The 13834-nt window shown below is 67.8% G+C and carries 14 protein-coding genes and 1 pseudogene; 3 read left to right on the top strand and 12 right to left on the bottom strand.

The window, feature by feature from the left end:
• Window positions 1–35: 35 nt before the first annotated feature.
• Both A5697_RS15805 and A5697_RS15800 read left to right on the top strand, forming a co-directional pair.
• Window positions 36–563: pseudogene (locus A5697_RS15805) on the top strand (glycosyl hydrolase family 65 protein); the annotation flags it as partial.
• Between the two features lie 121 nt (window positions 564–684).
• Window positions 685–1491 carry a universal stress protein gene (locus tag A5697_RS15800; protein WP_068011346.1) on the top strand — a complete coding sequence of 269 codons (807 nt, stop codon included), beginning with the start codon at window positions 685–687 and terminating at the stop codon, window positions 1489–1491.
• A gap of 6 nt (window positions 1492–1497) precedes the next feature.
• Here the strand turns inward: A5697_RS15800 and A5697_RS15795 are convergent, their stop codons facing one another.
• From A5697_RS15795 to A5697_RS15740, 12 genes are all read right to left on the bottom strand, one after another.
• Window positions 1498–1866, bottom strand: coding sequence for an STAS/SEC14 domain-containing protein (locus A5697_RS15795; RefSeq protein WP_068011345.1), 369 nt, complete (start codon window positions 1864–1866; stop codon window positions 1498–1500).
• Between the two features lie 30 nt (window positions 1867–1896).
• The gene (locus tag A5697_RS15790) at window positions 1897–2775 is read right to left on the bottom strand and encodes a universal stress protein (RefSeq protein WP_067949104.1); all 879 of its coding nucleotides are present in this window, start codon (window positions 2773–2775) and stop codon (window positions 1897–1899) included.
• Window positions 2776–2787: 12 nt separating this feature from the next.
• Window positions 2788–3321, bottom strand: coding sequence for a GNAT family N-acetyltransferase (locus A5697_RS15785; RefSeq protein WP_197501020.1), 534 nt, complete (start codon window positions 3319–3321; stop codon window positions 2788–2790).
• 87 nt (window positions 3322–3408) lie between these two features.
• Entirely contained in the window at window positions 3409–5055 is a 1647-nt protein-coding gene (locus A5697_RS15780; RefSeq protein WP_197501021.1) for a GAF domain-containing protein, read from the bottom strand.
• A 188-nt stretch (window positions 5056–5243) separates the two neighbouring features.
• Window positions 5244–5915, bottom strand: a complete 672-nt coding sequence (locus A5697_RS15775; protein ID WP_067949100.1) for a response regulator transcription factor — start codon at window positions 5913–5915, stop codon at window positions 5244–5246.
• Window positions 5916–5974: 59 nt separating this feature from the next.
• Window positions 5975–6796: a universal stress protein gene (locus A5697_RS15770; RefSeq protein WP_068011344.1), complete on the bottom strand. Its 822-nt coding sequence runs from the start codon at window positions 6794–6796 to the stop codon at window positions 5975–5977.
• 10 nt (window positions 6797–6806) lie between these two features.
• On the bottom strand, window positions 6807–7565 hold the full coding sequence (locus A5697_RS15765; RefSeq protein WP_068011343.1) for a universal stress protein: 759 nt from the start codon (window positions 7563–7565) through the stop codon (window positions 6807–6809).
• A 71-nt stretch (window positions 7566–7636) separates the two neighbouring features.
• Window positions 7637–8629 (bottom strand): 1-phosphofructokinase family hexose kinase, encoded by a 993-nt coding sequence (locus A5697_RS15760; RefSeq protein ID WP_068011342.1) that lies wholly within the window; start codon window positions 8627–8629, stop codon window positions 7637–7639.
• Window positions 8630–8649: 20 nt separating this feature from the next.
• Complete coding sequence (locus A5697_RS15755; protein ID WP_068011341.1) at window positions 8650–10689, bottom strand: erythromycin esterase family protein; 2040 nt, start codon at window positions 10687–10689, stop codon at window positions 8650–8652.
• A 118-nt stretch (window positions 10690–10807) separates the two neighbouring features.
• On the bottom strand, window positions 10808–11017 hold the full coding sequence (locus A5697_RS15750) for a hypothetical protein (RefSeq protein ID WP_231972082.1): 210 nt from the start codon (window positions 11015–11017) through the stop codon (window positions 10808–10810).
• Between the two features lie 37 nt (window positions 11018–11054).
• Entirely contained in the window at window positions 11055–11330 is a 276-nt protein-coding gene (locus A5697_RS15745; protein WP_156673319.1) for a DUF1918 domain-containing protein, read from the bottom strand.
• Window positions 11331–11370: 40 nt separating this feature from the next.
• The gene (locus A5697_RS15740; protein WP_068011340.1) at window positions 11371–12354 is read right to left on the bottom strand and encodes an NAD(P)H nitroreductase; all 984 of its coding nucleotides are present in this window, start codon (window positions 12352–12354) and stop codon (window positions 11371–11373) included.
• A gap of 176 nt (window positions 12355–12530) precedes the next feature.
• Here A5697_RS15740 and A5697_RS15735 point away from each other — a divergent pair.
• Window positions 12531–13834, top strand: a 1304-nt coding sequence (locus A5697_RS15735; protein WP_068011339.1) for an AMP-binding protein, incomplete at its 3' end; no start/stop codon positions are given.

Below are 13834 nucleotides of genomic sequence, written 5' to 3'. Positions count from 1 at the left end.
GCATCAGCACATCGGCCTGCTTGGACGCCTTGTAGTTGTTCTACCTGCTGTCGTCGGACGAGTTGCTGGGTTTACTGGGCCGGCTCGGTTACCGCTTCGCGCCCGAGCAGATTCCGGAGACCGTGGATTACTACCTCAAGCGCACTTCCCACGGTTCCAGCCTGAGCGCCGTCGTACACGCCTGGGTTCTCACCCGTGGCAACCGGCACCACGCCATGAAGTACTTCGTGCAGGTATTGGCTTCCGACATCGTCGACATCCAGGGCGGCACCACGTCGGAAGGCATACACCTGGCCGCGATGGCCGGCAGCATCGATCTGCTGCAACGGTGTTTCACCGGACTCGAAACCCGCAACAACCGCCTGATCCTCAGCCCGCAATGGCCAGATGCACTGGGGTCCATCGAGTTTCCCTTCCTATACCGCGGCCAACGGCTGCACCTTCGGGTCAGCGGTCGGGCGGCCCAGCTGACCTCCGAGGCGGGCAACAGTGCCTCCGTCGCGGTGGAGTGCCGTGGCCGATTACAGCACCTGCTGCCCGGGCACACGGTCGAGGTCGCCTGAAGCCGGGTGACCAATGCCTGCGAACGGGGGCCGAACGGCCCTGCTCAACCGAGCCGACCGACCATAACGTGGCCAGTGACGGGACCTCGCGCCCCGGCAGTCAGTCATAGAGGAGGACTCGATGAACAATCCGCAGTCGTCGCAGCGGATCGTGGTGGGAATCGACGGCTCGGACGCCGCCATCAACGCGGCCAAATGGGCCGCCGCCGAGGCGGTGAGCCGCAACGTCCCGCTCCGGCTGATCCACGCCGTCCCGAGGCGGAATGCGGATGACGACAGCTTGGACGTCGAATACGCCCAAGCGGCGTTGCGCAACGCCGATGCGGCGCTGCAGGCCATGGGTACGCCGGTCAAGGTCGAGTGCGACATCGTGCGCGGCTCCTCGGAGAGCGCGCTGATCGACGAATCACGGGATGCCGCAATGGTTTGCGTGGGTTCGGTGGGGACCGGCTGGGTGGCCCGCAAGGTCCTCGGCTCGACCGCGCAGACGTTGGTGCGCAAGGCGCACTGCCCGGTGGCCGTGATCCGCAGCAGCCGCGACGGCGCCGGGCCGGAGGACGGATACGTCGCCGTTGCCGTCGAGGAGACGGACGCCAACGACGCGGTGCTCGAGCACGGTTTCCACGAGGCACGCCTTCGTGACGCACCGATCTTGGCGATGGGCGTTTGGCGGTGGGGCCTGGGCGAGATTCCCTACCGCCAGCTGGATCAGCGCCTCGGCCCCTGGGTCTCGAAGCACAGCCAGGTGCACGTTCAGCCCGCCGCGGCGAGGCGCGGGGCCGCCGAGTTTCTCACGCGTACAAAGGAACCCGTTCAGCTCGCGGTCGTGGGCAGTGAGGACGCCGACAAGGTCGCGCGCATGGTCGGGCCGATCACCCCGCATCCCGGCGGCCACACCGGATGTTCGGTGCTCGTCGTCCGCGAATGACGGCGGCTATCCGGCCGCCCAATCCTTGGCGCGGTCGAGCTCGTCGAGGGAGAACACGGCGATCTCGCCGGGAACCAGCCACGCCAGAGCGTGCAGGACGGGGGCTACCCAGTCCTTGTCGGACACCACCGCGATCCGCTTGAATGCCGAATGGTGCGGCAAGACGGTACCGAAGCCCAGCTTGAGATCCTCGAGGAAACCACCGGGCCCGAATCCCTCGTAGTCGGACGCGATGACCTCGACGATCCTGACCTCGCCGGTCTGGAGCACGTGGTCGATGTCGGGCTTGAAGTCGCGCAACTCGTCACCGCGCAGCCGGCCCGATACGCGAATGCCGATCACCTTCTCCGGCATGTCCGGGAGCAGCTCGATCATAACGGCCTCCTTTGCGGGCGATTCTCGTCGTCAGCGGACAACCAGCACGGGCACCCGCGCCGACTGGGCGACCGCCGAACTCACCGAGCCGAGCAGCATCCCGGGGAATCCGCCGCGGCCGCGGCTGCCGACCACCACGAGTTGGGCGTGTTCGGATTCCTTCAGCAGCCATTCGGACGGCTTGTCGCAGAACAGTTTCCGCTCGACATGCACGTCGGGATAGCGTTCTTGCCAGCCGGCCAGGCGTTCGGCGAGGATCTCGTGCGCCTCCTGCTCCCGGTCATGCCAGTCCATGCCGAGGATGGGAAACACGCCCACGTCGCTCCACACGTGCAGTGCCACCAGCCCCACCCCACGGCGCGATGCTTCGTCAAAGGCCAGGGCGGTCGCCGCTTCGGACGCAGGGGACCCGTCGACGCCCAGCACCACGGGCGCGCCGGGGTTGGGGGCCGCCCCTTCGCCGGTGTGGATGACGGCGACCGGGCAATGGGCGTAGTGCACGAGTCCCGTGGTCACGGAGCCCAGCAGCAGGCGGCCCACCGCTCCCAGTCCCTGGTTTCCGGCGACGAGCACCCAGGCCTGCTTTGATGCCTCGATCAGCGCGGGGACGATGGCGGAATAGACCGTCTCGGTGTGTATTTCGGGCGATTCGGAGGCGCCCACGCTGGCGCTCAGCGTCTTGCGGGCCTGGTCGATCACGTGCTGAGCGCTGTCCTGTTGCCAGTCGGGCATCTCGGCATACAGTTGCCCCACCGGCCAGCCGACGACGATGGGCGGAACGACGAACATGAGCGTGATGGGCAGGTCGCGCATGATGGCTTCGCGCGTCCCCCAGGCGACGGCGGCGTCGGATGCGGCCGACCCGTCGACACACACCAGTACACCGTATTTCTTCGCTTCTGCGTTCATTTCTCCGCTCCTCTATGCCGGCGTCTCGTCGAATTGGGGTAGCTCGATCTCGAGGTGACGAATGGCTCCGTAATCGATTGGCCTGCAAGGCCAGCCGAGATCGAAGAAGACCGTGAGCATCAGGTGGTTCTCGCCGAGGACGTCCGCGACGAACCGCCCGATTCCGTGGGCCCGAGCGATCGGGGCCAGGTGCTTCAGCAGGGCCGTGCCCACCCCCAGCGAATGGTCTTGGTGGGCAACCACGACCGCGACCTCGGCCGCGTTCGGGTCGTCGACCACGACGTAGTGGGCCACGCCGATCAGCCGATCGGCGTCGAAGGCACCGAGCGCGTACAACCCGCCCGCGGGCTCGGTCAGCTTGGCGACGAGCTCGTGCAGCGGTGCGAGCTGCAGCGTGAAGAAACGAAAGTACCGGTCGTGGTCGGAGAGGTGTCGATGCAGCGCCGAAACGGCCTCGGCGTCGGCGACGGTCAAGGGACGCAACGACACCAGGCGTCCGTCGAGCAGCCGAGCAGTCGCGGTGGCGTCCACCGATCGATTACTCACACTGCCCGACGATATTCGGCGGCGGCGCGGCAGGGCAGGGCCGTTAGACCCCATGGCCCCTCCCATTGGTCCCGTTCGGGGCGACCGCTATTGATCGACGAGCGGGGCGACCCAGTGCACCCGGGTACCACCCTCCGGGGGGCCGGTGATCTCGCAGGCCCCGCCCAGTTGCTCGGCGCGCCGCTTCATGTTGGCCAAGCCGCTGCGCCGCGTGTTGCCGTCGGGTATGCCGGAGCCATTGTCGACGATGTCGAGGACGAACATGTCGGCGACGCTGATCTCGACGGTCAGCCGCGATGCCCCCGAATGACGCAGCGCATTGCTGACGGCCTCCGTGCTCACAGCCTCGGCGTGGTCGGCAAGCTCGCCGCCGACGGCGGTCATCGGCCCGTGCATGCGCACGGTGGTCACGATGTCCCGATTTTCGGTCAGGTCGGCGACCACCTGTTGGATGCGTTGCCGGAAATCGTTCTTTCCCGGCGGGGATTTCAGCTGGAAGATCGTCGTGCGGATCTCCTCGATGATGGTTTGCAGATCGTCCAGCGTGCGGTTGAGCCGGTCGGCGACCTCCGGGGAGCGCGCCCGGGCCAGCGTTCCCTGCAAATCCATCCCGGCGGCGAAGAGCCGCTGGATGACGTGGTCGTGCAGGTCGTGGGCGATGCGTTCACGCTCGGCCAGGATGGTCAGCTGGCGCGCGTCGTCACGGGCCGACGCGAGCACGAGCGCTATCGCGGCATGAGTGGCGAAATCGCTGACCAGATCGAGGTAACTGTCGTCGAAGGGCGACTCGTGACTGCCGCGGGCGATGGCGATCACGCCGACGACTTCGTCGCGGGCGCGCAGCGGCATCAGGATGGCCGGCCGCTGCCCGACGTCGGTGAATGCCTGAATCGGGTACCGCAACGTCTCGGTGATCAGCGGTTCGCCGGACCGGAAAACGGCCCCGCTGGTGGAACCGTCCACCGGAACGCGTTGGCCGACCACCTCGTCGGCGTGCGCGCCGACCGCCGCCGAGACCACCAGCGTGTCGACCTCGTCTTCAGGCACATCGGCATCGGCGGGCACCAGGACGATCGCCTGCTCGGCATCGGTCAGGGCCCGGGCGCGTTCGGCGATCAGCTGCAGCGGGCGCCGGTGCGGCTCGGCGCTGGACAGCAGCGCGGTGGTGATCTCGCGGCTGGCCTCCATCCACTTCGCGGCCGTCCGCTCGCGTTCGAACACCTGCGCGTTGTCGATCGCGATCGCGGCGGCGAACGCCAGGGCGCGAGCCGCCATCTCGTCGGACTCGGAGAACGTCCGCTGCGGTTCGACGTGGGTGAGGTAGAGGTTGCCGAACACGGTGCCCCGAATGGTGATCGGCACCGCGAGGAAGCCGCGCATCGGGGGGTGGTGCTCGGGAAACCCGACGGCGGCCGGATGGGCGGTCAGGTCGGCCATCCGCAACGCGGGCGTGTCCATCAGCGACAAGCTGAGCAGGCCCTTGCCCACCGGCAGGTGCCCGATTTTGGCCACCGTGTCGGCATCCATCCCCTCGTGGACGAACGAGAGCAGGTTGCCGTCGGGATCGCGGATGGCCAGCGCACCGTAGGGGGCGGAGGTCAACCGCCTGGCGGCGGCGATGATCCGGTGCAGCGTGGCGTCAAGATCGAGGCCCGCGCCGATCTCGACGATGACCCGCAGCAGCTGCTCCATCTGGTCGCGGGCCGCCAACATCTCGTCGAGTTGCTCGTGCATCCTGCTGACGAGCCCCCGCTGGCCGAGTCCGGCGAACGCGGAGCCGCTGTCGTCGCTCGTCAAACCGAAAACCTCCAAGACACTCGAGATGCGACGCAATGTCCGAATGGCAAGATCAGCCTAATCGCGAAATGTCAAGTACCCAAGCGAATGGTTGTTATCGGTAGCGTGACGCCCCGCCTACCGGCTCAGTCCTGCGGCGCGTCCGCCGGCGTGGCGGGATGTCCCGGCCGCTGGTCCAGCTTGGACGCGAACACCGCCGCCTGGGTGCGGCGCTCCATGCCGAGTTTGGCCAGCAGCCGCGACACGTAGTTCTTGACCGTCTTCTCGGCGAGGAACATCCGGGCGGCGATCTGCCTGTTGGTCAGGCCCTCGCTGAGCAGGCCGAGCAGCGTCCGCTCCTGTTCGGTCAGCCCGGACAGCGGGTCTTCGCGCTCCGCCGCGCCGCGGAGCTTGGCCATCAGGGCGGCCGCCGCGCGATTATCCAGCAGGGATTTGCCGGCGCCCACCTCTTTGATCGCGTGCGCCAGCTCCATGCCCTTGATGTCCTTGACCACGTAGCCGCTGGCCCCGGCCAGGATCGCTTCCAGCATCGCTTCGTCGGAGGTGAACGACGTCAGCATCAGGCAGCGCAGGTCGGGGTGATCGGACACCAGGTCGCGGCACAGTTCGATGCCGTTGCCGTCGGGAAGCCGCACGTCAAGCACCGCGACGTCGGGTTGCAGCGCCGGTATCCGCGCCTTCGCCTCGGAGACGGAGCCCGCCTCGCCGATGATCTCGAGCTCGGGGTCCGCCGCCAGGAGGTCCGCGAGGCCGCGCCGGACGACTTCATGGTCATCGACCAGGAAAACCTTGACCATTAAGAACCCTTCCGCCGGTCGTGGGACCTCCATATCACACATTAATCATCGTACAAATTTCACAAATGTTGCCGATTCACGATCAACAACGAACAATTCGCGTCCGCCATCACCGAACTGCCGACGGGCCCGACAAGCTCGGCAACGTGCTGACGATTGTCGGCGCCGACGATCACCAAGCCGACCGGCCCGCGGTGTCCGGCCAGATAGTCCAGCAGGCCGACGTGTATCGCCAGCGACTCGACCCGAAGCTGCGGATGGCGTCGCTTCCACCCGGACAGGCGGCGATCCAGGTCGGCGAGCGCCCGGCGATCGGCCTCGGTATCACCGTGTTGTTCGGCCCGTCCCGTCCGCCGCGAGACGACCGCCTCCAGCGCGGCGCCGCGCAACACCGCCTCTTCGATGGCAGCGCCGAGCAGGACCGAGTCCGGGGACCCGGCTATCTCGACGACCGCGTTTTCCGCGGGCGCCCCGCGATGACCGTCGCGGCCCCGGACGATCGCCACCGGGCAGCGCGCCGATACGGCCAGGGCCGCCGCGGTGGAGCCCACCCGGCCCGGTTGAAAGTGGCGCAGTCCGACGGCGCCCACGCAGACCATGGCGGCCGACGCCGACGACCGAATCAGCGATCCGACCGCGGGTCCGTGGACGACCTCCGTCTCGACCTGGACCGGCTTGCCCGCGACTTGGATCGCCGTCACCGCCTGGCGGACCGCCATCTGCGCGGCTTGTTCGCCGTCCGCGGAGTCGGTCGCGTAGAGCAGCTGTAGCGGAACGTCGCGACTGACCGCCTCATCGACCGCCCACAGCGCCGCGCGTATCGCCGCTTTGGAACCGTCGATACCGGCGACGATCGACTTGGTTCTTGCTGGCTGCGTCATCGGGCCTGCCTCAGTGGCGGACCACAAGCACTGAGCAGTCGGGGTAGCCGACGATCGGATGGCAGTTCGGGGTGGCCAGCCCTGCCATCTCCTCGGCATCGGTACTGCCCACCACCGCCAATTCAATTGCGCTACCGGGCTTTCCGCCGTATTTCGCGCCGGTCCCGGCGGCCACCGTCTGGACGTGGACGTCCGGATAACGGCGGACCCAGCTGTTCAGTCGCCGGTCGATTTGGCGCACGGTGGCGTGGCGGCGTCGCCCTTCCTCCATCGCTTGGTGCACCACCTCGTCGTTGTCGGGCTCGTCGTTGAGCACGACGGCGATCACTCCCAGCTCAATCGGCGCTCCGTCGGAAGTACGAATAATCGCGACCGGGCAGTGCGCGCGCGCCACCAAGCCTGCGGCCGTCGGACCCAACAGCCCGTCGGATGCCCAGCCGCGCCTGGCGGTGCCGACACACACCAGGGCCGCGTCCTGGGATTGATTGACCAACGCCTCCGCGGGATCTCCGGAGACGATCGCCGTCTCGATCTCGACCGGCTTCCGCTGGCTCCGGATGGCGCACTCCGCTTCGGCCAAGGCCATTTCGCCGCGTTCGACCTCCCACTCGGAACGAGGCCCCGATCCCTTGCGCGCCGGCATGACATACACCAGGCGAAGTGGCAGCTGCCGGCCAATCGCCTCGTCGATCGCCCACTTCGCGGCGTTGACCGCGGCCTGGGAGCCGTTGACGCCCACGACCACCGCCTTGGCGTCCAGCTGGCTCATCTCGGCTCCTGATCGTTCCGAATCGCTCACATTTCAGGCTATTGCGGCCGCACCCGCCCCGGCAGGGGCCGTTAGGCCCCAGCCGCGAAGTCGTTCGTCCCCAGCTCCGCGGGTTCGGCGACCAGCTCGAACAACCGCTCTATGTCGGCGCGTTCACAGACCGCCGTGCCCGGTGTCATCAGCATCGCGGCACCCGCCGCGATCCCGTACCGAACCGACTTGGCGAGAGGCCAGCCATGCGTGAGGCCCACCGTGATCGCGGCAACCATCGCGTCGCCGGCGCCGACACCGCTTCCGCCGGGCATCGGAACCGCCGGAAACCGCTGGCTCGCATGGCGCGTCGCAAGCAGCGCGCCATAGGAGCCCAGAGAAACCACGACGACTTGTGTGCGGCCACTGTCAATCAGTTGGTGGGCGGCAGCCAATTGCTCGGACTCGGTGGCGAGCCGGCGGCCGACGCATTCTCGTAGTTCTCGCACGCTCGCCTTGAGCAGGAACACCCCGGAGGAGATGTGCTGCAGGCCGCCGCCGGAGGTGTCCAGAATGAACTTCACGCCCAACTGCCGGCAGAGGTCGGCAACCCGCTGATAGTAGTCGGCGGGAGCACCCGGTGGCAGACTTCCGCTTGCCACAACGACTTCGGCCGATTGGGCCGCCGCCCGCAATTGGTCGAGACACTGCTCCTGTTCGAGGACGGTCAGCTCCGGCCCGGGCAGGACGAACCGGTATTGCTGGCCGGTGCTGGTCTCGTTGACGGTGAAACTCTCGCGCGTTTGGGCGGCGATCGGAACCTGCCGGAACGGGACTTCCGCCTCGCTCAGCAGGCTCGTGACGAGACCGCCGTGCGAGCCGCCCGCGGGAAACACCGCCAGCACCGAGCTGCCAAGGACCTTCGCGATCCGGGCGACGTTGATGCCGCCACCGCCCGGGTCGTAACGCGTCGCAGAGCAGCGCAGTTTGTCGGTCGGCCGCACGACGCCGACGCTCGTCGTGATGTCGAGCGCGGGATTCATGGTCAACGTGACGATCCGCGTTCGGCGAACCGGGTCCGAGGGCATCTCCATCTTGGCTGGCTCCGTGGGTGTTAGAGGCCGCTCGGATACGTTTCCGGTGTTTCGCCCGCGATCCAGAGGCTGGTGACCTCGAGGGGTTCGAGCGCCCGGGTCCGGTCGATGTGGATCATCGCGTCGAACTGATCGGCGGGGCGGACGTGGAAGTAATGGCTCTGCCGCTCGGTCTCGGGGCGGTAGATCACCCCGATGGCACGCCCCAACCGGACCGCGCCCAGCGGTTCGGCGGCCCCCGGGCTGGTGTGGGCCGACACCAGGAACTCGCCCCTGCGCGTCTCGTGCAGGAGTTCTTCGATGCTTCCGTTGAGCGCCGGGCGCACGACCTTACGTTCGGCGATGCCGCCCCAGTCGCTGGCGGCGGTGACCGTGCCCGTGTAGGTGCTGAAGCCGATCAGACGCGCCTCGTCGCCGTGCCGCTGGCGGACCAATTGGCCCAGTGTGAGTTGCCCATCGGCCCAGACTTCGGTGGCGCGGGCGTCCCCGACGTGAGAGTTGTGGGCCCACACCACGATTCGCGCCGAGGGGATATCTTGGTGGCGGTCCAGATGTTTCAGCAGCGCCTCGAGCGTCTGCGCCATGTGTTTGTCGCGCAGGTTCCACGAGGTGACTCGCCCGCTGAACATCGCCCGGTAGTACACCTCCGCGTTGTGCACCGTCTGGGCGTTCTGGTGCGCGTAGAACAATTCGTCCTCGGCGAGCAGACCGTCCCTGCGCGCGTAGGCCAGTTCGTTGCGCTGAATGTCGACCAGTTGATCGATGGCTTCCTGTTCACACGACGGGCCGGCGCCGAAGGCCGCCGAGAAACCGTACGCCTGGCCGTCGTCCGCCGAGGCGTGGTCGAAGCAGGCATAACGTTCGCGTGCCCGCGCCGCCGCCTTCGGGTCGACCTTGTCGAGGTAGCCGATCACTTCCTGCATCGAGCGGTGCAGGCTGTAGAGATCCAGCCCGTAGAAGCCGGCCTGCCGCTGCCCGTTGTTCTCGTGCATCCGGTTTCGGGTGCGCAGCCACTCGACGAAGTCACGCACGACGGTGTTGCGCCACATCCATGCGGGGAACCGCTCGAAGCCGCTCAACGCCTCGTCGGCGCTGGTGTCGTCGCCGATGCCGCGAACGTAGCGATTCACCCGGTAAGCATCCGGCCAGTCCGCCTCCGCCGCGACGGCGCAGAAGCCCTTCTCCTCGATCAACCACTTGGTGATCTCCGCGCGGGCCTCGTAGAACTCGTGTGTGCCGTGCGAGCTTTCGCCGATCAGAACGATGCGCGCATCGCCGATCAGCTCCTCCAGCGCGTCACGCGGCGGAACGCCGGCCGGCGCGTCGATGGCCACCCGGGCGATCACCTCGGCCGGGGTCCGCGCCGCGGCCCTCGACGGAGTGCCGGTCGTCGGCGTCGCGAGGAGCCGACGGACCTCTTCGTCGGTGACTTGCCGGAAATCCCAGAACGATTCCCCGACCGCGAGAAACGGAGTCGGCATGCTCGCGCATACGACATCGTCGACCTGACCGCCGAATTCCCGGCAGGTGGATTCCGGGGCCGCCGGCACGGCGATGACGATGTGTGCGGGCTCGGCCTCGCGGAGCGCCTGCACCGCCGCGGACATGCTTGCGCCGGTCGCCAATCCGTCATCGACCAGGATCACCGTCTTGCCGGCCACGTTTACCGGCGGACGCCCGTCGCGATAGGCGGCCTCGCGCCGAATCAATTCCCGGCCTTCCCGCTCGGCGACGGCGCGCAATTCCTGCGGGGTGATACGCAGGCCGCGCACGACGTCGTCGTTGACCACGACGCGGCCCCCGCTCGCCAACGCCCCCACGGCGAACTCCTCATGGCCGGGGGCGCCGAGCTTGCGCACGATGAAGGCATCCAGCGGGGCATGCAGCGCCGCCGCCACCTCCCATGCGACGGGTATACCGCCCCGCGCCAGGCCCAGCACGATCACGTCGTGCCGATCGCGGTAGGCACCGAGGAGGTTCGCCAGCACGCGGCCGGCCTCGGCGCGATCACGGAACACCCGCCGTGGCGAGCGTCGGGTGGCGTCAGCTGCTCTGGTCATCACGCACCACGCCTGTAGTCATGGCAATCTCCTCGATCCCTCGACGAATTCATCCGACCAGCCCGCCGTAAATCGGCGGTAGGGCACGAAGTCCCAGCCTTGCGGGTCGTTCGTCGGCTCAGCTCCTGCGGCGCAGTTCGCCGATATAGGCCATGACCCGGTTGAGGATCAGGCCGTAGGCGTCGCCGTCGTCCACCAGCCGGGGCAATCCACGGTGGCGGAGAAAGCCGTCGAGGCGCTGGTCCAGGCTCCAGTCGAGATAGGCGTCGCCGGCATAGGGCGAGTGCAGGAACTCGAACGCGAGCTCATCGACGTCGGCATCGGTCATCGACGGGGATCCCTCGGTGGTAGGTGGCATTTGCGTCCTACCCGCTCCGAGCGTGATCCCTGATGGCCGCCTGCACCGCGGCGAAGCGTGCCCGTGCCCGCTCGTCGGCGGCCTGCTGTTCGGCGGCCGTCACGACAATCGCGTCCGGACCGGGGAACACGGTCGCCTCCTCGCCGGTGGCCAGCCACCGGACCCGGTACGGCGGTTGACCATTCGGTGAACTCACCGAGGTGATCAACCCACGCAGATCCGGTCGTCCGACTGTGCTGCTCTTGATAACGAGCCAGTCACCTGGATCGGCAAGCACTACCATCTCCCTTCGAAAATATTGCAGTGCAACATAACTCGGGCCATCAGCGCATCTCCAAGACCTCGCGAACCGGCCGGCGCGGCGTCGGCTCGGGAGCGCCCTTACCCGAGAAGGCGGTGCCTACCCGGATCAGAACTTGGGGAACCGCTTCGGTCTCGGGAATGAGCTCCCCGATCATGTCGCGACTGGCCTGCAGCTCCGTCACGTGTGTCACGGTGCAGGTCGCCAGCCCGGCCATGGTGCACTCCAGCAGAACCGCCGAGAGGGCCTGGCCGCACCGGAAGGCGTCCGCGCGGGTGTCCCCCGGCGTGGACAGGACAACGATCTTTGCTTGATCGCGGAGGCTGGCGGAGCTCCCCCGGGCGTGCCCGTCGGCGGGGAATCGACGGTTCACGCCGTCGGCGCGGGGCTGCGCCTCGTTGACCAGGGCGGCCTGCGGTATGCCATCGTCGTGCCTGCCAGGCGCTGTCCACCAACGCAATTCGTGGTGGTAGAGGTCGTCGTAGCGGCGCAGCGCCTCATTGAGGTGCGCGGCCTCCACCAGCCGCGGCAGCGCGTCGTCGGCCAGTACGTCGAGGGTGGCCAGCTCGGGATTGAAGGCGCTCCGCACCACCGGTTCGAAGGATGCCCACTCCTTTGGGGCGCCGAAGGGGCGCCGGTCGGTCCTGCGGCGCAGGATCGCCGCCGCGCGGTCTCGCCGGGCCACGGCGACGTAGTCGCCCGAGACGAAGTCGATGGCGGCCAGGTGGTCGGGGTTGTTGGGATTGGGAAACTCGTCGACGCCGGCGACCCACCCTTCGGCGGCCATCGCGACCCGGAAGTGATCGAGCACCGCGCCGCAGCTGATGATCGACTCGCGTCCCGAGCTGTCGGCCGAGGACACCATGCGGTGCGGGTCGGCGAAGAGATCGACGGTCGGGCCGCCGGCAACCCATCGCCATGGCTGGCTGTTGTGCAGCGAGGGGGCGCGGCAGGCGAGCTCGACCGCCCGGGTGAGCACTTTCCTGTCGACCATCGTCTGGGTCATTGTCGTTCGCCTCTCCTGTGTTACTTGGACCCTCGGGCATGCGGGCAGCGCACGCCAGGGTCCTTGGTCCCCAGCGTCACGTCATTGGACCCGGGGTCGACTGATGACCTTTGTCTCTATTGCGGCGCCACCGCGCGGCAAACGATGTAGACGACCACCCCGACCGAGGACCCTTGATGGACGTCATCCACAAAACATCCCGTGACCATCGCGTTCGGCCCAACCTCACCGACTACGAGCACGAGCGCGCCGAGTTCCACTGGTCCGACGTGCCGGACCTCTGCGAAGGCATGGGGCCCGGCCTGTGCAACATCGCCTACGCCGCCCTCGACCGTCACACCACCGGGCCGGCCGCCACGCGCACGGCGTTGCGGTTCGTCGTCGATCGCCCCTGGGACGGCGTGCTCGCCACCCGCGACCTCAGTTACGCCGAGCTCGGCCGACTCTCCAGGAAATTCTCCAGCGCGCTGCGCGCGTTGGGCATCAACCGGGGCCACCGGGTGTTCATCGTCATGGCCCGTGGCCCCGAGCTCTACATCGCGATGCTGGGCGCGCTGCGCAACGGCAGCGTCGTCTCGCCGTTGTTCTCGGCCTTCGGGCCCGAGCCCATAGCGACCCGGGTCAACCTCGGGCACGCCGACGTTCTGGTGACCACGAGGGCGATCTACCAGCGCAAGATCGCCAAGATCCGTGATCGACTGCCGTCGGTGCGGCACGTCTTCGTCGTCGACGACGGGCAGGCCGACGGCCCGCCTCCGGGGACCCTCGACTTCTGGCAATGGGTCAACGCGGCCGAAGAGAACCCGCCGGTCGAGCCCACCACCGCCGACGATCCGGCCTTACTGCACTTCACCAGCGGGACCACGGGTACGCCCAAGGGCGCCATCCACGTGCACGGCGCCGTCACGATGCACTACGTCACCGGCCTGTACGCGCTCGATCTTCACGCCGACGACACCTATTGGTGCACGGCCGATCCCGGCTGGGTGACGGGAACGTCCTACGGCATCATCAGCCCGCTGCTGCACGGCGTGACCTCCATCGTCGACGAAGCGGAATTCGACGCCGAACGCTGGTATCGCATCCTGCAGGACCAGGGAGTGTCGGTGTGGTACACGGCGCCGACCGCCATCCGGATGCTCATCAAGGCGGGATCGGAACTGCCCGCGCAATACCACTTTCCGCGGCTGCGTTTCATCGCCAGCGTGGGCGAACCGCTCAATCCCGAAGCCGTGTGGTGGGGAAAGCGGGTGCTGGGCTTGCCGATTCACGACAACTGGTGGCAGACCGAGACGGGCGGCATCATGATCGCCAATACGCCCGCGTTCGACATCAAGCCCGGCTCGATGGGCCGCCCGCTGCCCGGGGTGGACGCTTTCATCGTCCGCAGCAACGACGACGGCACCGTCGAGGTGATCGACGAACCCGGCGTCGAGGGTGAGCTCGCGCTCAAACCCGGCTGGCCGTCGATGTTCCGCGG

Origin of the sequence: Mycobacterium sp. E3251 (assembly GCF_001666835.1) — a bacterium.
Taxonomy (GTDB): domain Bacteria; phylum Actinomycetota; class Actinomycetes; order Mycobacteriales; family Mycobacteriaceae; genus Mycobacterium.
Note: the sequence above shows the minus strand (reverse complement) of the source record. Positions and strands in the feature narration are given on the sequence as shown.